This window comes from Pseudomonas sp. GD03858, assembly GCF_029840925.1.
Taxonomy (GTDB): Bacteria; Pseudomonadota; Gammaproteobacteria; order Pseudomonadales; family Pseudomonadaceae; genus Aquipseudomonas.
The window spans coordinates 1-17,078 of record NZ_JAOCDM010000122.1; the positions used below are offsets into that span (position 1 = coordinate 1).

A 17,078-nucleotide genomic window follows, 5' to 3' on the forward strand; every position below is an offset into this window, starting at 1 on the left:
TCATTTATTCCGACAACCGGCCGACAACCTCCTGAACCGATATCAATCAGGAGTTCCAATGCGTCAAGGTCCGATGTCCCTGCTGCTTTGCCTGTTGCTGCTCTCCCCTTTCGCCGCGGCCGAGCAGCCGCTGTCGCTGGAAGCCGGGGCGCGGATCACCGAGCTGCAGCAGCGCCTGGAAGAAAGCGAGCAGCAACGCAGCCAACTGACCCAACAGTTGCAACACCAGGACAGCGAGCGTGAAAGCGCCCAGCTGACCCGCCTGCGTCAGGACAACCAACGCCTGAAGATGGCGATCAAGGAGCTTCAGGCCGGCGCCAACACCCCGCAACGCCTGCTCACCGAGCAGCAGCAGTGGTTCCTGATCGGCTCGGTCGTTGCACTGTTGTCGGCAGTCTGCGGTATCTTAGCCAGCGGCGGACACAGAAGACGCCGTCAATGGTTGAATTGAGTGAGACATGAGCGAGCTGTTACTGATTGATGATGACCAGGAACTGTGCGAGCTGCTCGGCAGCTGGCTGACCCAGGAAGGGTTCGCGGTACGCGCCTGCCACGATGGCCAGAGCGCGCGACAGGCCTTGGCCAGCCATGCCCCGGCGGCAGTGGTGCTGGACGTCATGCTGCCCGACGGCAGCGGCCTGGAACTGCTCAAGCAACTGCGCAGCGAACACGCCGAACTGCCGGTGCTGATGCTGTCGGCCCGGGGCGAGCCGCTGGACCGTATCCTGGGCCTGGAACTGGGCGCCGACGACTACCTGGCCAAGCCTTGCGATCCCCGTGAGCTCACCGCCCGGCTGCGCGCCGTGTTGCGCCGCAGCCACCCCAGCTCGCCCAGCGGCCAGGTCGAGATCGGTGACCTGACGTTCAGCCCGGTACGCGGCGTGGTCAGCATCGACGAGCGCGAAATGACCCTTACCCTTTCGGAAAGCCGCATCCTCGAAGCCCTGCTGCGCCAGCCCGGCGAACCGCTGGACAAGCAGGAGCTGGCGCAGATCGGCCTGGGCCGCAAGCTCACGCTCTACGACCGTAGCCTGGACATGCACGTCAGCAACCTGCGCAAGAAGATCGGCCCGCACCCGGATGGCCGCCCACGCATCGTCGCCCTGCGCAGTCGCGGTTATTACTACAGCCTCTGAAAGCAGCTGCAAGCTGCAAGCTGCAAGCTGCAAGAAACAGCAGATCGAGTACCACCCCGCTTTTTCTTGAAGCTTGAAGCTTGCAGCTCTTTACCCTCCCTTTACCCTCGCCTGACCGCCCTTGACCTTGATCTCCCTAGACTGGGCTCATCCGGTAACCACCGGCCCCTGAAAGGAGAGACACCATGCGCAAGACCCTTATCGCCCTGATGTTCGCCGCCGCCCTGCCGACCGTGGCCATGGCCATGCCCGAAGGTGGCCCGCGCCACGACGGCCCGCATCACCGCGGTGACGCGCCTTTCGCCCAGCTGGACCTGAGCCGCGACCAACGCCAGCAGATCGGCAAGCTGATGGGCGAACAGATGAAGCAACGCCGCGATATCACCGAGCGTTACATCGACAAGTTGCCGGCCGCCGAGCAGAAAGCCCTGAAGGACGAGCTCAAGGCCAGCCACGACAAGACCGAAGGTCAGATCCGCGCACTGCTCAAGCCAGAGCAGCAGAAGAAGTTCGACGACCTGCAGAAAGAGCGCGCCGCGCGCAAGGCCGAATGGAAGGAGTTCCAGGCCTGGAAGGCTGAAAAAGCCGGCAAGGCCCAGTAAGCTGTCTGCCGATGCCCGGCCCGCCCCAAGGCGGGCCGGGCTTTGGCCATTTCCTGGAGGTGCTTCTTGCGTTCACTGTTCTGGCGCATCCTGGCCAGCTTCTGGCTGGCCATCGCCCTGGTCGCCGGGCTGTCGATCCTGCTTGGGCACATGCTCAACCAGGACACCTGGATCCTCAGCCGCCACCCGGGCCTGAGCAACCTGGCCAGCCACTGGGCCCAACACTACGAGCAGGAAGGCCTGGAGTCGTCGCAGCGCTTCCTCGAAAGACGCAAGCAGCGCTACAAGATCGACGTGCAGGTACTGGACGACAGCGGCGACGCGGTGGTGCCCGGCACCTTCCCGCGCCGCGCCGCCGCCTTCGAGGCACGCCAGCACAACGACGAACGCCGCCTGCCCTGGCGCCGCCTGACCGAGGAATACACCAGCCCCGGCAGCGGCGAAACCTACCTGCTGATCTACCGCATTCCACACCCGGAGCTGGCAGCCTGGCATCGCGAGAGCCTGATCTGGCCGCTCAGCGCCTTGGGCATAGCCCTGGTGGTGCTGACGCTGTTCAGCCTGCTGGTCACCCTGTCGATCACCCGCCCGCTCAGCCGCCTGCGCGGTGCCGTGCACGACCTGGGGCAGACCAGCTACCAGCAGAACAGCCTGGCGCGCCTGGCCGTGCGTCGCGACGAGTTCGGCGTGCTGGCCAACGACTTCAACAAGATGGGCGCGCGCCTGCAAAGCCTGATCGGCAGCCAACGCCAGCTGCTGCGCGATGTCTCCCACGAACTGCGATCACCGTTGGCGCGCCTGCGCATCGCCCTGGCCCTGGCCGAGCGCGCCGAACCGGAGCAGCGCCAGGCATTGTGGCCGCGCCTGACCCGCGAGTGCGACCGCCTGGAGGACCTGATCAGCGAGATCCTGGTACTGGCCCGAGTGGATGCCGAACAGGCCCATGCCGAATCCGTGGACCTCAATGCCTTGCTTGGCGGCGTGCGCAAGGACGCCCAACTGGCCGCGCCCGAGCAGGAGGTACGGCTGGAGATGCAACCCGGGCTGACCTTGCAGGGCTGGCCGACCTTGATCGAGCGGGCGCTGGACAATCTGTTGCGCAATGCCTTGCGCTTCAATCCGGCAGGACAGCCGATCGAGGTGCATGCCCGCCGCGAGCAGGATCGCATCGTGCTGAGCGTGCGCGACCATGGGCCGGGGGTGGCAGCGGAGCATCTGGCGCAGCTGGGCGAACCGTTCTTCCGGGCGCCGGGGCAGGAGACGCCGGGGCATGGACTGGGGCTGGCGATCGCGCGCAAGGCGGTGGAACGCCATGGCGGCAGCCTGGTACTGGGCAATCATCCGCAGGGTGGGTTCATCGCGACGCTGGAGCTGCCTTGCAATGTGAGTACTGCCTGATGTTTCTCGGGGCTGCCTTGCAGCCCATCGCGAGTAAACCCGCTCCCATAAATCCTGTGGGAGCGGGTTTACCCGCGATGGGCCGCAGAGCGGCCCCGCCTCACATCACTCGCCCCAGGCGCTGACGTACTGGGCGGTCTCCAGGACCGGCGCCGTGCGCGGCTCGCCGACAGGCGTGCCGACATACAGGTAACCGATCACTTCTTCATTCGCCTGCAGTCCCAACCCCTTGCGCACATGGGCATCGAACGCCATGTCGCCGGTGCGCCACACCGCGCCGATACCCTGGGCATGGGCGGCGATCAGGATGCCATGGGCGGCGCAGCCGGCGGCCAGTTGCTGCTCGATCTTCGGTACTTTGAAATGGTCCTGCAGCTTGGCGACCACCACGATCAGCAGCGGCGCCCGCAGCGGCATCGCCCGGGCCTTGTCGAGCGCGGCCTGGGTTGCATCGCCCTTGGCCTGCACCGCTTCGGCGAACAACTCGCCGAGCTTCTCGCGGCCCTGCCCCTCGATGGTCAGGAAGCGCCAAGGACGCAGTTGGCCATGATCCGGCGCCCGCAACGCGGCCTGGAACAGCGCCTCGCGCTGGGCGGCATTGGGCGCAGGGTCAGTCAGGCGTGGCACGGAAACACGGTTGAGCAATGCATCGAGAGCCTCCATCGGCTACCCTCCTGGCAGATTGAAAGTGCGGCCATTCTCAAGCTGCAAGCATCAAGCTGCAAGCCACAAGAAAAACAGCCTTCGCAAGCCTCATTGGTGCTTGACGCTTGCAGCTTGCAACTTGCGCCTTAAAATGGCGCCCTTTCCGTAGCGAGTCAGAGCAGATCACATGGCGTTGCCGACCTTAAGGATCATTGGTTTCATCATCGGCATCTTCCTGATCACCCTGGCGGTGAGCATGGTGGTGCCCATGGCGACCCTGGTGGTCTTCGAACGCACCGGCGACATGCCCTCGTTCCTCTGGTCCAGCCTCATCACCTTCATCGCCGGGCTCGGCCTGGTGGTGCCGGGTCGCCCCGAACATGTGCACCTGCGCCCTCGCGACATGTACCTGCTGACCGTCAGCAGCTGGCTGGTGGTGTGCGTGTTCGCCGCCCTGCCCTTCCTGCTCACCCAGCACATCAGCTACACCGATGCCTTCTTCGAAAGCATGTCCGGCATCACCGCCACCGGCGCCACCGTGCTCAGCGGGCTGGACAACATGTCGCCGGGCATCCTGATGTGGCGCTCGATGCTGCACTGGCTGGGCGGCATCGGTTTCATCGGCATGGCGGTGGCGATCCTGCCGCTGCTGCGCATCGGCGGCATGCGCCTGTTCCAGACCGAGTCCTCCGACCGCTCGGAGAAGGTCATGCCACGCTCGCACATGGTGGCCAAGTCGATCGTCGCGGTGTACGTCGGCATCACCGTGCTCGGCAGCCTGGCCTTCTGGTGGGCCGGCATGAGCCCGTTCGACGCGATCAACCATGCCATGTCGGCGATCTCCACCGGTGGTTTCTCCACCTCCGACCAGTCGCTGGCCAAGTGGGACATTCCGGCGGTGCATTGGGTCGCGGTGGTGGTGATGATCATGGGCAGCGTGCCCTTCACCCTGTACGTGGCCACCCTGCGCGGCCACCGCAGGGCGCTGATCAAGGACCAGCAGGTGCAGGGCCTGCTCCTGATGCTGGTGGCCACCTGGCTGGTGCTCGGCACCTGGTACTGGGCCACGACCAACCTGCACTGGCTCGACGCCCTGCGCCATGTGGCGCTGAACGTCACCTCGGTGGTCACCACCACGGGCTTCGCCCTGGGCGACTACAGCATGTGGGGCAACTTCTCGCTGATGCTGTTCTTCTACCTCGGTTTCGTCGGCGGCTGCTCCGGCTCCACGGCCGGCGGCATCAAGATCTTCCGTTTCCAGGTCGCCTATATCCTGCTCAAGGCCAACCTCAACCAGCTGATCCACCCTCGGGCGGTGATCAAGCAGAAGTACAACGGCCATCGCCTCGACGAAGAGATCGTACGCTCGATCCTGACCTTCTCGTTCTTCTTCGCCTTCACCATCTGCTTCATCGCCCTGCTGCTGTCGCTGCTGGGCGTGGACTGGATGACCGCGCTGACCGGCGCAGCTGGCACGGTATCCGGCGTGGGACCGGGCCTCGGCGAGGTGATCGGCCCGGCCGGCAACTACGCCAGCCTGCCGGACGCCGCCAAGTGGATCCTGGCGGGTGGCATGCTGCTGGGCCGCCTGGAGATCATCACGGTGCTGGTATTGTGCATGCCGGCGTTCTGGCGCCACTGACCGCCAACCGCGCGCGGTACTCGCTCGGGGTGGCGTCGAACCAGCGGCGGAACGCCCGATAGAAGTTGCTCGGGTCGGCGAAGCCCAGCAGGTAGGCGGTTTCCAGCAAAGTGGTGCCAGGCTGGGCGAGGTACTGCTCGGCCAGTTCGCGGCGGGTATCGTCGAGCAAGGTCTGGAAGCTGGTGCCCTCGTCCTGCAGGCGCCGCTGCAAGGTACGCTGGGACAGGTGCAGGGCATGGGCTACCGTTTCGCGCTTGGGCTCGCCCTGCGGCAGGATGCGGCACAGCACCTGGCGCACCCGATGGGTCACGCGGCTTTCCGAAAAGCGCGCCAGGTATTCCCCGGCGAAACGATCGTGCAGCACCGCCATCGCCTCGTTGGCGGTGGGCAACGGCGCTTCCATGTCGGCGCGCTCGAACACCAGCGCGTCATGGGCCGCGCCGAACTGCAACGGGGCATGGAAGGCCACCCGGTACGGCTCGACATGCTTTGGCTGCCCCCCCTGGATCAACACACGTCGCGGCTGGATCGGCCGCCCGCTGAGCCAGGTGCACAGCGCCAGCGCGCAGGCCAGCGAAGCCTCGGCGCTATGCCGGGTGGGAGGGAGGTGATCACCGTGCACGGTCAACACCAGGGCGTAGCCGTCGGGCTCACGGCGAAAGCTCAGCTCCGCGCTTTCGGCGATGATCCGCTGATAGCGCACCAGGCGCTCGAACCCTTCGGCCAGGGTGCGGCTGGACATCAGCGCGTACCCCACCACGTGAAACGAGGCCGGGCGTACCACCCGCGCCATGTTCAGGCCGATGGCTTCATTGCCCGACAGATCGACTGCCAGTTGCCACAGCCGGGTCATGGCATCCTGGGGAAAGCGCGCATCCGGATCGTCCAGCGCGGCGAAATCGAGGCCCAGCTGCTTGAACATGGCCTGGCAATCGAGCCCTTCCAGCTCGAGCGCCTTGACGATCCCTGATGCCCAGCTGGCTGACGTGGTTCTCTCACTCATGACAGGCTTCTTATGCTGACCGCTCCTGCGGTGAATCGAAAGGATAGTCAATTGGCGCTTATTGTCACTGGTCATCGCCCCTCGTGACTCTAGACTCGATTCAGGCTCCACGCCGTGTATCCTGTTGCAAGACCCGCAGATCCGGAAACCCTCGCCATGACCAGCACCGTGCAGTTCCGCAGTTTTGCCGAGTTCTATCCCTACTATCTGGGCGAGCACAGCAACCCCACGTGCCGACGCCTGCATTTCATCGGCACCAGCCTGGTGATCGCCCTGCTCGCCTACAGCATCGGCAGCGGCAAGTGGCCGTTGCTGCTGGCCGTTCCGCTGGCCGGCTATGGTTTCGCCTGGGTCGGGCACTTTTTCTTCGAGAAGAACCGCCCGGCCACCTTCACCCACCCCTGGTACAGCCTGGTCGGCGACTTCGCGATGTTCCGCGACATCTTGCTGGGCCGCATCAGCCTCTGAATCGGCCCGCAAGGCCAGGTTCGCGTCTCGCCTGGCCACTGCCAAAGCCACGGCCCTGGCCAACACTGCCGGCAGACTCCCGATACGAGTGGCCTCGACGCGATGAACAAGCAAGCGAACTTCAGCCACATGCGCGATGGCACCGCCCAGGACTGGGCGATCATCGCCGACGACTTCCGCGCCTATGCCCGCCAGCTGCCACAGCGCATTGTTGCGCACCTGCGCCTGCTCGATGGCGACTTCGGCGGTTTTCCCATCGATCGCCTGAGCCACTCCCTGCAGACCGCCACCCGCGCCTACCGTGACGGTCGTGACGAGGAATACGTGGTCTGTGCCCTGTTGCACGACATCGGCGACACCCTGGGCAGCTACAACCATCCGGATATCGCGGCGGCGATCCTCAAGCCCTTCGTCAGCGCCGAGAACCTGTGGATGATCGAAAAGCACGGGATCTTCCAGGGCTACTACTTCTTCCACCACCTGGGCATGGACCGGCACCTGCGCGAGCAATTCAGCGACCACCCGCAGTACCAACGGACCATCGAATTCTGCGCACGCTACGATGCCGCGGCATTCGACCCGGATTACCAGAGCCTGCCGCTGTCGTTCTTCGAGCCGATGATGGAGCGGGTGTTCGCCCAGCCCAGGCAATCGATATACAAGGCGGCCTTGAAGGCCTCAGCCTGATTCTGGGTCCCCGTCACCTGTAGGAGCGCCCTTTCGCGACACAAGGCCGCTCCTACAAGGACTGCGCATGACCTGAAGAGGCGCGCAAGCCGACCTAGGCCGGCTCGCCCAGCTCCGCCAGCCGCGACGCGGCTTCGCGCGCCTGCGCCTCGGCAAACCGGTATAGCTCGATCCGGCCGTCCCAGTGCTCGATCAGCGCCGTGCATGACTCCACCCAGTCGCCACAGTTGAGGTACTCCACCTCGCCCACCTGACGGATCTCGGCATGGTGAATGTGCCCGCACACCACGCCCTGGAAGCCGCGCCGGGTGCATTCGTGGGCAATCGCGTCCTCGAAGTCGCTGATGAAATTCACCGCGCCCTTGACCTTGTGCTTCAGGTACGCCGACAGCGACCAGTAACCGTAGCCATAGCGCGCACGCCAATGGTTGAGCCAACGGTTGAGCACCAGGGTGAACTCGTAGGCGCGATCGCCCAGGAAAGCCAGCCAGCGGTGATAGCGGGTGATCACGTCGAACTGGTCACCGTGGATCACCAGCAGGCGCCGGCCATCCGCGGTCAGGTGCTCGGCCTCGTCGACCAAGTGGATGTTGCCGAGGATCAGTTTCGAGTATCGACGCAGGAACTCGTCATGGTTGCCGGTGACGTAGATCACCTCGGCGCCGCGCTTGCTCATGGTCAACAGGCGGCGGATGACATTGGTGTGCGCCTGCGGCCAGTAGATGCCGCCGCGCAGTTTCCAGCCATCGATGATGTCGCCGACCAGATAGATGCGGTCCGCCTGGTGGCCCTTGAGAAAGTGCGACAGGTGCTCGGCCTGACAGTCGCGGGTGCCCAGGTGCACATCGGAGATCCACAAGGTGCGCACCCGCTGCTTGCGCGAAGGGCGAAGAGGTTCGGCTTGGGTCATGAGCAGGCTCCGGCGCTGTTTGCTGGAGACTGGCAGGCGCAGGTGACAGGTTGGTGGCAGTCCGATGACCATCCTGAACCGGCGTCGCGCGCGGCGCAGGGTGTACACTGCTGCCCTGCCCCGCGAGGACTCACCATGACCACCGGCCCATTGCTGTCGCTGCGCCGCTACCGCCACGACCTGATCGCCCACAGCCACGATCACCCACAGCTGGTGTTCGGCCTCGGCGGGCGCCTGGATTTCGAGGTCGCTGGTCGTGGCGGACAAGTCGACCGCCAGGACTTGATGGTGGTGCCAGCCGGCGCCCACCACGCCTGCGGCAGCCCCGGGGGCAGCCGTTGCCTGGTGCTGGACATTCCAGGCGAGCCCTGGCTCGCCGAACACCTTGGCGAGCATGCCGACGACAGCCGCCGCCTGCTCGATCACCCCGGTGCGCTGGCCCTGGACAGTCGCCAGCAGCAATTGGTGGACTGGCTGGCCGCAAGCCCCGTGGACGACCCGCTGATCGCCCGGCAAGGTGCCGTGCTGCTGCTGGCCAGCCTCAATGCCAGGGCCGGCGCCCCGGTGCAGGCCAGCAGGCGGTTGCCCTATGCCGCCTTCGACGCCCATATCGAACAATGCGCCGCCTACCCCTTGCAGGTGGCCGACCTGGCGCGACTGGCCGGACTCTCCAGCGCGCGCTTGCACGCCCGGTTCGTCGGCGAGACCGGCATGACCCCCATGGATTACATCCGCCAGCGGCGGCTGCTGATGGCGCGGCAGTTGTTGCGCGAGAGCCTGCTGCCGGTGGGCGAGATCGCCGCGCGCGTGGGGTATGGCTCGCAGAGCGCCTTCAGCGCCGCGGTGCTGCGGGCATTCGGTTGTACGCCGCTGGCGTTGCGGCGCGAGTCTGGCGACAACTGACGCGAGGTGGGCGACAGACACGCACGGACCAGGCTCTTACACTGACCGCCAAGATCTTCTCTGCCTGCTCCGGCCTCTTCGCGGGTAAACCCGCTCCCACAGGCCAACGCGAAATCTGTGGGAGCGGGTTTACCCGCGAAGAGGCCGGCACAGGCACCTGCGAATGCAAAGGACCACCATGAACCACCGCACCGCCCTCGGCGCCTTGCACATCGGCGCGCTGTTCTTCGGCCTGACCGGCGTCTTCGGCAAGCTGGCCGCCAGCGCCAGCCCCTCGATCATCGTCTTCGGCCGTGCCGCGTTCGCGGTGCTGGCGCTGGGCCTGTTCGCCAGCCTCGCACGCCAGGCCTGGCAACCGCTGCATGGCCAGGACCTGCGCCGCCTGTTGCTCGGCGGCCTGCTGCTGGCCGGGCATTGGGTGAGTTTCTTCATCGCGGTCAAGGTCGGTGGCGTGGCGATCGCCACCCTCGGTTTCGCCAGCTTTCCGGCCTTCACGGTGATCCTCGAAAGCCTGCTGTTCCGTGAGCGCATCCGTCGCAACGAAGCGATCCTGGTGCTGCTGGTGAGCATCGGCCTGGTTCTGGTGACACCAGAGTTCAACCTGGCCAGCGATGCCACTGGCGGGCTGCTCTGGGCGCTGCTGTCGGGGTTGCTGTTCTCGCTGCTGTCACTGACCAACCGCGCCGGCTCCGGGCGCCTGCCGGCGGTGCAGGCGGCGCTGTGGCAGAACCTGGTGGTGACCGTCTGCCTGCTGCCCCTCGCCGCGCCGGGCCTGGCCGCCGTGGCGCCGATGGACTGGCTGTGGATCGCCCTGCTCGGCATTTTCTGCACCGGCATCGCCCATAGCCTGTTCGTCGCCAGCCTGGCGGTGATCAAGGCGCGAACCGCGGCGATGGTGTTCACCCTGGAACCGGTCTATGGCATTGCCGTGGCCTGGGTCGTGTTCGCCGAGCAACCGACCCTGCGCATGCTCGCCGGTGGCGCGTTGATCATCTTCGCCATCGCGCTGTCCAGCCGCATGGCCGCCGAGCAGCCGGCAAGGCCGACAGCGGCCGAAGGCGCCTGATCAACGATCGTTGTGCCCCAGGTCGCGCTGCGGATCGATCTGGTCGCGCACACGCTGCTTGAGCACCTTGGCCTCGGGGAAACCACCGTCGGCCTTGCGCTCCCAGAGCTGCACACCGTCGCAGGTGATGCGAAAGACGCCACCGGTGCCAGGCTCCAGTGCCACCTGGCCGAGGTCCTCGGCGAAGGTGCTGAGCAGCTCCTGGGCCAGCCAGGCCGCGCGCAGCAGCCACTGGCACTGCGTGCAATATGTGATGACAATTCGCGGTTTGCTGTCGGCCATGTCGCGCAACTCCAGGTAAGGGGCCGCTTATACTACCGGTCTTTACCCTCAGGTTTGAGACTCACGATGCGCCGCCTGCTGTTCTGCCTTTTGCTGACGCTCACTTCCCTCGGCGTGCTTGCCGCCGAGGCATCCCGGCCAAAGATCGGCCTGGTACTGTCCGGCGGGGCCGCCCGCGGCCTGGCCCATATCGGTGTGCTCAAGGCGCTGGAGGAGCAAGGCGTGCGTATCGACGCCATCGCCGGCACCAGCATGGGCGCGGTGGTCGGCGGGCTGTACGCCTCCGGCTACAGCATCGCCGAACTGGAGAAGCTCGCCACCACGCTGGACTGGCAACAGGCCCTGTCCGACGCCCCGCCGCGCAAGGATGTGCCGTTCAGGCGCAAGCAGGATGACCGTGACTTTCTGGTCAAGCAGAAGCTGAGCTTTCGCGACGACGGCAGCCTTGGCCTGCCGCTGGGCGTGATCCAGGGCCAGAATCTGGCCTTGCTGCTGGAAAGCAAGCTGGCCCACACCGCCGACATCCGCGACTTCGACAAGCTGCCGATTCCGTTCCGGGCCGTGGCCACCGACATCACCACGGGCGAGAAAGTGGTCTTCAGCCGCGGCCACCTGCCCCAGGTGATCCGCGCCAGCATGTCGATACCCGCGGTGTTCGCTCCCGTCGAGCTCGGTGGACGCCTGTTGGTCGATGGCGGCATGACCGACAACATCCCGGTGGACGTGGTGCGCGAGATGGGCGTGGACCTGGCCATCGTCGTCGACATCGGTACGCCGCTGCGCAACCGCAAACAACTGGCCACGGTGGTCGATGTGCTCAACCAGTCGATCACCCTGATGACCCGACGCAATTCCGAGGAGCAGTTGGCCACGCTGCGCCGCGAGGACATCCTGGTGCAACCGCCGCTGGCCAGCTTCGGCGTCACCGACTTCGGCCGTGCCCAGGACATGATCGACGCAGGCTACCGCGCCACCCGCGCCCTGGATCCACGGCTGGCGTCGCTCCGCCAGGCCGAGGGCGACAGCAACCTGGCGGTGGCACGTTCGCCAAAGCTGCGCACGCCGATCATTACCGCCATCAAGGTGGAGAACGACTCCAAGGTCAGCGACGATGTGATCCGCTACTACGTCCGCCAGCCGATCGGCGAACCACTGGACCTCGACCGCCTGCAGACCGACATGGGGACGCTGTACGGATTGGACTACTTCGACCAGGTGCAATATCGCGTGACGCACAAAGGCGATGAGCACACCCTGGTCATCAACGCCCGTGGCCGGCGTGGCGGCACCGACTATCTGCGCCTGGGCCTGAACCTGTCCGATGATCTGCGTGGTGACAGTGCCTTCAACCTGGGTGCCAGCTACCGGGTCAACGGCATCAACCGGCTCGGCGCGGAATGGCTGACCCGCGCGCAGATCGGTGACGAGCAGGAACTGTACAGCGAGTTCTACCAGCCACTGGACGTGGGCTCACGCTACTTCATCGCCCCCTACCTGGCCCTGGGCTCGCAGAACGTCGAGGCCACCCTGGACAACGACCCGGTCGCCGAATACCGCCTGGAGCGCTACGGCTTCGGCCTCAACGTTGGGCGGCAGATCGGCACCTACGGCGAGGTACGCCTGGGCGTGGGCAAGGCCTGGGGCAACGCCGAGGTGCGCATCGGCGACCAGGACCTGCCCAAGGTCAGCTTCAACGAGGGGTTCTACGAGCTGAAGTATTCCTTCGACACCTTCGACAACGTCTACTTCCCCCACAGTGGCGAAGAGATCGGCCTGACCGTGCGCAAGTACGACAAGTCGCTGGACTCGGACGAAAACTACCGACAGTGGCTGTTGAATCTGGACAAGGCCTTCAGCAGCGGGCCGAACACCCTGGTGCTGGGCGGACGCTACGGGCGTACCCTGGATGAGGCCGAAGTGGTCACTTCCAGCTTCGTGTTCGGCGGTGCCCGGCAACTGTCGGGCTTCCGCCAGGACTCGATTTCCGGGCAGAACATGAGCCTGCTGCGCATGGTCTACTACCGGCGCCTGACGCCACGGGCCTACCTGCCGCTGGACTTCCCGCTGTACCTGGGCGGGTCGCTGGAACGCGGACGGGCATGGAACAACGACAATGAGTTCGACAGCGGCTACATCAACGCCGCGAGCATATTCCTGGGGCTGGAGACGCCGCTGGGGCCGCTGAACCTGAGCTATGGGGCCAACGATGCCCATGAGAAGGCGGTTTACCTGAACCTGGGGCATACCTTCTAAGCTGCAAGCTGCAAGCTGCAAGAAAAAGCGGACCGCGTAGGTAAACCGATCCGCTTTTTCTTGAAGCTTGCAGCTTGAAGCTTGCAGCTGCGGTCAGGACTTCTCGAGATTACCCAGGATCTTCGCATGCACCCGCATGCACACTTCCATGTCGGCCTCGTCGATGCCGGTGAACAACTCGACCCGCAAGGCGTTGGCAATGGTCTCGATCTGCTCGATCAACGGCTTGGCCGGCGGGCACAGCAGGATCTTCTTGGCGCGGCGATCTTCCATCACCGCCTGGCGACGCACCAGGCCCTGGCTTTCCAGACTGTCCAACAGGCGGGCCAGCGTCGGACCTTCGACGCCCACGCTCTGGGCCAGCTCGCGCTGGGTCGGCGCCTCGTCGAATCGCGCCAGGTGCAACAGCACCAGCCAGCGCGCTTGCGAGAGATTGAGCCCGGCCAGGCGGCGATCCAGTTCGGCACGCCAACCCCGGGACATCTGGGCCAGCTGCATGCCGAAACGGTGTTGGTTGTCAGTCAAGGGCATAAGCAACTCAATGAATAGAACTAATTATTAGTCAGCTAATCATGCCCCGAGCGATCAGGCAAGGCTCAGCGCTGCCGAAATGACTGATATCGATGTAAGCGTATGACAAAGATCAGCAATTGGCGCAAATGCCAGCGCTCAGAGTTCGAACTCCACCGCCAGTGCCGCGCGCACGCAGTGCAGCACACCTTCGGGCACTCGCTGGCCAAACAGCGGCGCCACGGTGGACACCGCGGGCAGCTCGCCCTCACCGTCGAGGAAGGCATCCTGCACCTCCATCATCAGCTCTTCCGGCAGGTCCAGCGCCTGCTCCAGGCTCAGCTCCTGGCGGCCGATGGCCTCGGCCAGCAGGCCATAGACGTTCTTCTCGCTGCAGTTCAACTGCCCGGCGATCTGCGCCGGGGTCATGCCAGCGCGGGCCAGGCTGACCAGTTCGTGGCGCAGGTCGAGCACCACCTTCGGCGCCTCTTCGGTGCCACCGGCGCCATTGAGCACTTCGAGGAAAGCCTGGCCGTAGCGCTCCAGCTTGCGCGCGCCGACGCCACTGACCTGGGCCATGTCGCTGAGGCTGGTGGGCATGCTGCGCAGCATCTCCAGCAGGGTGGAGTCGGGGAAGATGACGTAGGGCGGTACGCTGTGCTCCTCGGCCAACTTGCGCCGCAGGGTGCGCAGCGCTTCCCACAGCTCGCGCTCCTCGGCCCGCACCAGCTGGCTCGCCGGGCTGCCACCACTGCCGCCGGACGCCTTGGCCACCGTCTGCGGCTTGAGATCACGGCGCAGCTGCAGGTTCACCTCGCCGCGTAACAGCGGTCGGCAGCTGTCGGACAGGCGCAGGCCGCCATAGCCCTCCAGATCGATGTCCACCAGCCCACGAGCCACCAACTGGCGGAACAGCGAGCGCCACTCGGCCTCGGCCAGCGCCTTGCCGACGCCGAACACCGACAGCTTCTCGTGGCCGAAATTGCGCACTTTCTCGGTGTCCTTGCCCAGCAGCACGTCGACCAGGTGACCGACGCCGTAGCGCTGGCCGGTGCGGAACACCGTCGACAGCGCCTGGCGCGCGGGCTCGGTGGCGTCCCAGGTCTGCACCTGGTCGACACAGTTGTCGCAGTGGCCGCAGGGTTGCTCGAGTACCTCGTCGAAGTACGCCAGCAGCGACTGGCGGCGGCAGCGGGTTTCCTCGCACAGCGCCAGCATGGCGTCGAGCTTGTGCTGCTCGATGCGCTTGTGACGCTCGTCGCCCTCGGAGTTCTGCAGCATCTGCTTGAGCATCACCATGTCCTGCAGGCCGTAGGCCATCCAGGCGTCCGAGGGCAGGCCGTCGCGGCCGGCGCGGCCGGTCTCCTGGTAATAGGCCTCGAGCGACTTGGGCAGGTCGAGGTGGGCGACGAAGCGCACGTTGGGTTTGTCGATGCCCATGCCGAAAGCGATGGTGGCGACCATGATCAGCCCTTCCTCGTTGAGGAAACGGTGCTGGTTGGCGGCGCGGGTCTCGGCGGCCAGGCCTGCGTGGTACGGCAGTGCCGGGAAGCCCTGGTCGCAGAGGAACGCTGCGGTCTCGTCGACCTTCTTGCGCGACAGGCAATAGACGATGCCAGCGTTGCCGCGGCGCTCGCCGAGGAAGGCCATCAGTTGCTTGCGCGGCGACTCCTTGGGCACGATGCGGTAGAAGATGTTCGGTCGGTCGAAGCTCGACAGGAAGCGCTCGGCACCCTGCAGGTGCAGGCGCTGGACGATCTCCTCGCGGGTACGCATGTCGGCGGTGGCGGTCAGGGCGATGCGCGGCACGTGGGGGAACAGCTCGGCGAGCTGACCCAGCTGCAGGTATTCCGGGCGGAAGTCGTGGCCCCATTGCGACACGCAGTGGGCCTCGTCGATGGCGAACAGGGCGATGTCCAGGTCGCGCAGGAACTCCAGCATGCGCGGTTGCACCAGGCGCTCGGGGGCCAGGTAGAGCATCTTCACTTCACCACGGCGCAGGCGACCGGCCAGCTCGCGCTGCTGCTCGGCGCTGAGGGTGGAGTTCAGCGCGGCGGCGGCCACCCCTAGCTCGTCGAGGGTGGCGACCTGATCGTCCATCAGCGCGATCAGCGGCGACACCACCACCGTCAGGCCCGGACGCAACAACCCCGGCACCTGGAAGCACAACGACTTGCCGCCGCCGGTGGGCATCAGCACCAGGGCGTCGCCGCCACCTGCCACGCATTCGATGATCGCTGCCTGGCGCCCGCGGAAACTGTCGTAACCGAAGACATCCTTGAGGACGCGCTGAGCCTGTTCGAGCATTTGCCACTCCAAAATCGCCGTACCATCCTGGACTCAGGCTGGACGATAAATCCGCCGCGCACACATCGAATGCGTAAGCGGTTTTTGCCGGATGGCCGCAAAACGCCACCGGGCACGAAAAACCGCAGAGTATACCCGACTGCCCCTCCCCCGGCATGCCCCGGTGACAGACGTTCCCTTTGCCCCTCGGCTGCCGCAAGGTGCTAGAATCCACTATCGTTTATTCCCCCAAGGTAGCCCTGTAATGTCCTTCGCCGAGCAACTGACCCGCCTGCAAGCCTTCCTCGACGCCGATGAGCTGCACGAAGAAGCGCTGGACTACGTCGCCGCCCACGGCTACCTGACCGCGCTGTCGATCTGCTCGGAGGAAGTACCCGAACGCGAATGGATCGACGCGCTGTTCGCCGAAGAACCCCATTACGCCAGCGATGCCCAGCGCACCGAGATCGAGGCCACCCTGGTCGCCCTCAAGGGCCACATCGCCCGCCAGCTGGCCAGCGACGAGGAATTCGACCTGCCTTGCGAGCTGGACCTGACCGACGAGCCGGACGACTCCGACCTGCGTGGCTGGTGCATCGGCTTCATGGAAGGCGTGTTCCTGCGTGAAGAGGCCTGGTTCGAGAACGCCGAGGAAGAAGTCAGCGAGATGCTGCTGCCGATCATGGTCGGCTCGGGCCTGTTCGACGAGCAGCCGGAGTTCGCCGACATCGCCAGCAACGCCAACCTGCAGGACGACATGATCGTGCAGATTCCCGAGGCACTCAGCGCGCTGTTCCTGCTGCTGCACGCGCCGGAAGAAAAACCTGCCCTGCTCAAGCCACGTCACCACTGATCGAGGTGGTGCGCTACCTGTTGCTGGCCATCGGCTGGCTCAGCGTCGCGCTGGGGGTGGCCGGGATCTTCCTGCCGGTCTTGCCCACCACCCCGTTCCTGCTGCTGGCGGCGGCCTGCTTCGCCCGAAGCTCGCCGCGCTTTCACCACTGGTTGGTGAATCATCCGCAACTCGGGCCGTGGATCCGTGACTACCTCAGCGGCGAGGGGATTCCGCTGCGGGGCAAGGTCTATGCGATCGGCCTGATGTGGGCCAGCATCGGGCTGTCCTGCTACCTGGTGCCGTTGTTCTGGGCACGGGTGTTCATGCTGACCAGCGCGGTGCTGGTCAGCCTCTACATCCTCAAGCAGAAGACCTTGCAGCGACCGAATTGAGCCGAATGGCCAAGCACAATCCCCCTGTAGGAGCGGCCTTGTGTCGCGAAAGGGGCGCGA

At 65.5% G+C, this 17,078-nt stretch carries 18 protein-coding genes; 12 read left to right on the forward strand and 6 right to left on the reverse strand.

What is annotated here, in order from left to right; translation table 11 throughout:
• Positions 1–58 precede the first annotated feature (58 nt).
• From N5D48_RS22730 to N5D48_RS22745, 4 genes are all read left to right on the forward strand, one after another.
• A complete protein-coding gene (locus N5D48_RS22730; protein ID WP_279888166.1) occupies positions 59–451 on the forward strand; it encodes a translation initiation factor 2 in 393 nt (130 codons plus the stop codon).
• A gap of 7 nt (positions 452–458) precedes the next feature.
• Positions 459–1,136, forward strand: coding sequence for a response regulator transcription factor (locus N5D48_RS22735; RefSeq protein WP_279888168.1), 678 nt, complete (start codon positions 459–461; stop codon positions 1,134–1,136).
• Between the two features lie 185 nt (positions 1,137–1,321).
• Positions 1,322–1,738 carry a Spy/CpxP family protein refolding chaperone gene (locus N5D48_RS22740; protein WP_279888169.1) on the forward strand — a complete coding sequence of 139 codons (417 nt, stop codon included), beginning with the start codon at positions 1,322–1,324 and terminating at the stop codon, positions 1,736–1,738.
• 66 nt (positions 1,739–1,804) lie between these two features.
• Positions 1,805–3,136, forward strand: coding sequence for a HAMP domain-containing sensor histidine kinase (locus N5D48_RS22745; protein ID WP_279888171.1), 1,332 nt, complete (start codon positions 1,805–1,807; stop codon positions 3,134–3,136).
• A 105-nt stretch (positions 3,137–3,241) separates the two neighbouring features.
• Here the strand turns inward: N5D48_RS22745 and N5D48_RS22750 are convergent, their stop codons facing one another.
• The gene (locus N5D48_RS22750) at positions 3,242–3,799 is read right to left on the reverse strand and encodes an NAD(P)H nitroreductase (RefSeq protein ID WP_279888172.1); all 558 of its coding nucleotides are present in this window, start codon (positions 3,797–3,799) and stop codon (positions 3,242–3,244) included.
• Positions 3,800–3,968: 169 nt separating this feature from the next.
• Here N5D48_RS22750 and N5D48_RS22755 point away from each other — a divergent pair, with 169 nt between their 5' ends.
• Positions 3,969–5,423, forward strand: a complete 1,455-nt coding sequence (locus tag N5D48_RS22755; RefSeq protein WP_279888174.1) for a TrkH family potassium uptake protein — start codon at positions 3,969–3,971, stop codon at positions 5,421–5,423.
• Here N5D48_RS22755 and N5D48_RS22760 read toward each other — a convergent pair.
• Complete coding sequence (locus tag N5D48_RS22760) at positions 5,380–6,426, reverse strand: AraC family transcriptional regulator (RefSeq protein WP_279888176.1); 1,047 nt, start codon at positions 6,424–6,426, stop codon at positions 5,380–5,382. The two genes, N5D48_RS22755 and N5D48_RS22760, sit on opposite strands and share 44 nt — an antisense overlap.
• 156 nt (positions 6,427–6,582) lie before the next feature.
• Between N5D48_RS22760 and N5D48_RS22765 the strand changes: the two genes are divergently transcribed.
• Both N5D48_RS22765 and N5D48_RS22770 read left to right on the forward strand, forming a co-directional pair.
• Positions 6,583–6,894, forward strand: a complete 312-nt coding sequence (locus N5D48_RS22765; protein WP_279888177.1) for a DUF962 domain-containing protein — start codon at positions 6,583–6,585, stop codon at positions 6,892–6,894.
• Positions 6,895–6,996: 102 nt separating this feature from the next.
• On the forward strand, positions 6,997–7,581 hold the full coding sequence (locus tag N5D48_RS22770) for an HD domain-containing protein (protein ID WP_279888179.1): 585 nt from the start codon (positions 6,997–6,999) through the stop codon (positions 7,579–7,581).
• A 94-nt stretch (positions 7,582–7,675) separates the two neighbouring features.
• Here N5D48_RS22770 and N5D48_RS22775 read toward each other — a convergent pair whose 3' ends face one another.
• Positions 7,676–8,491, reverse strand: coding sequence for a UDP-2,3-diacylglucosamine diphosphatase (locus N5D48_RS22775; protein WP_279888181.1), 816 nt, complete (start codon positions 8,489–8,491; stop codon positions 7,676–7,678).
• A 135-nt stretch (positions 8,492–8,626) separates the two neighbouring features.
• Between N5D48_RS22775 and N5D48_RS22780 the strand changes: the two genes are divergently transcribed.
• Positions 8,627–9,394 carry an AraC family transcriptional regulator gene (locus N5D48_RS22780; RefSeq protein ID WP_279888183.1) on the forward strand — a complete coding sequence of 256 codons (768 nt, stop codon included), beginning with the start codon at positions 8,627–8,629 and terminating at the stop codon, positions 9,392–9,394.
• A 178-nt stretch (positions 9,395–9,572) separates the two neighbouring features.
• Positions 9,573–10,460 (forward strand): DMT family transporter, encoded by an 888-nt coding sequence (locus tag N5D48_RS22785; protein WP_279888184.1) that lies wholly within the window; start codon positions 9,573–9,575, stop codon positions 10,458–10,460.
• Here the strand turns inward: N5D48_RS22785 and N5D48_RS22790 are convergent, their stop codons facing one another.
• Complete coding sequence (locus N5D48_RS22790) at positions 10,461–10,742, reverse strand: SelT/SelW/SelH family protein (RefSeq protein WP_279888185.1); 282 nt, start codon at positions 10,740–10,742, stop codon at positions 10,461–10,463.
• Positions 10,743–10,808: 66 nt separating this feature from the next.
• Between N5D48_RS22790 and N5D48_RS22795 the strand changes: the two genes are divergently transcribed.
• Positions 10,809–12,995, forward strand: coding sequence for a patatin-like phospholipase family protein (locus N5D48_RS22795; RefSeq protein ID WP_279888186.1), 2,187 nt, complete (start codon positions 10,809–10,811; stop codon positions 12,993–12,995).
• Positions 12,996–13,088: 93 nt separating this feature from the next.
• On the opposite strand, the gene N5D48_RS22800 is transcribed toward N5D48_RS22795, so the two are convergent.
• Entirely contained in the window at positions 13,089–13,526 is a 438-nt protein-coding gene (locus N5D48_RS22800) for a MarR family transcriptional regulator (RefSeq protein WP_217849147.1), read from the reverse strand.
• Positions 13,527–13,664: 138 nt separating this feature from the next.
• Positions 13,665–15,812 (reverse strand): DNA helicase RecQ, encoded by a 2,148-nt coding sequence (gene recQ, locus N5D48_RS22805; RefSeq protein ID WP_279888192.1) that lies wholly within the window; start codon positions 15,810–15,812, stop codon positions 13,665–13,667.
• Between the two features lie 244 nt (positions 15,813–16,056).
• Here recQ and N5D48_RS22810 point away from each other — a divergent pair, with 244 nt between their 5' ends.
• Positions 16,057–16,644, forward strand: coding sequence for a YecA family protein (locus N5D48_RS22810; protein WP_134690972.1), 588 nt, complete (start codon positions 16,057–16,059; stop codon positions 16,642–16,644).
• Between the two features lie 8 nt (positions 16,645–16,652).
• Entirely contained in the window at positions 16,653–17,018 is a 366-nt protein-coding gene (locus N5D48_RS22815) for a YbaN family protein (protein WP_279888195.1), read from the forward strand.
• Positions 17,019–17,078 lie beyond the last annotated feature (60 nt).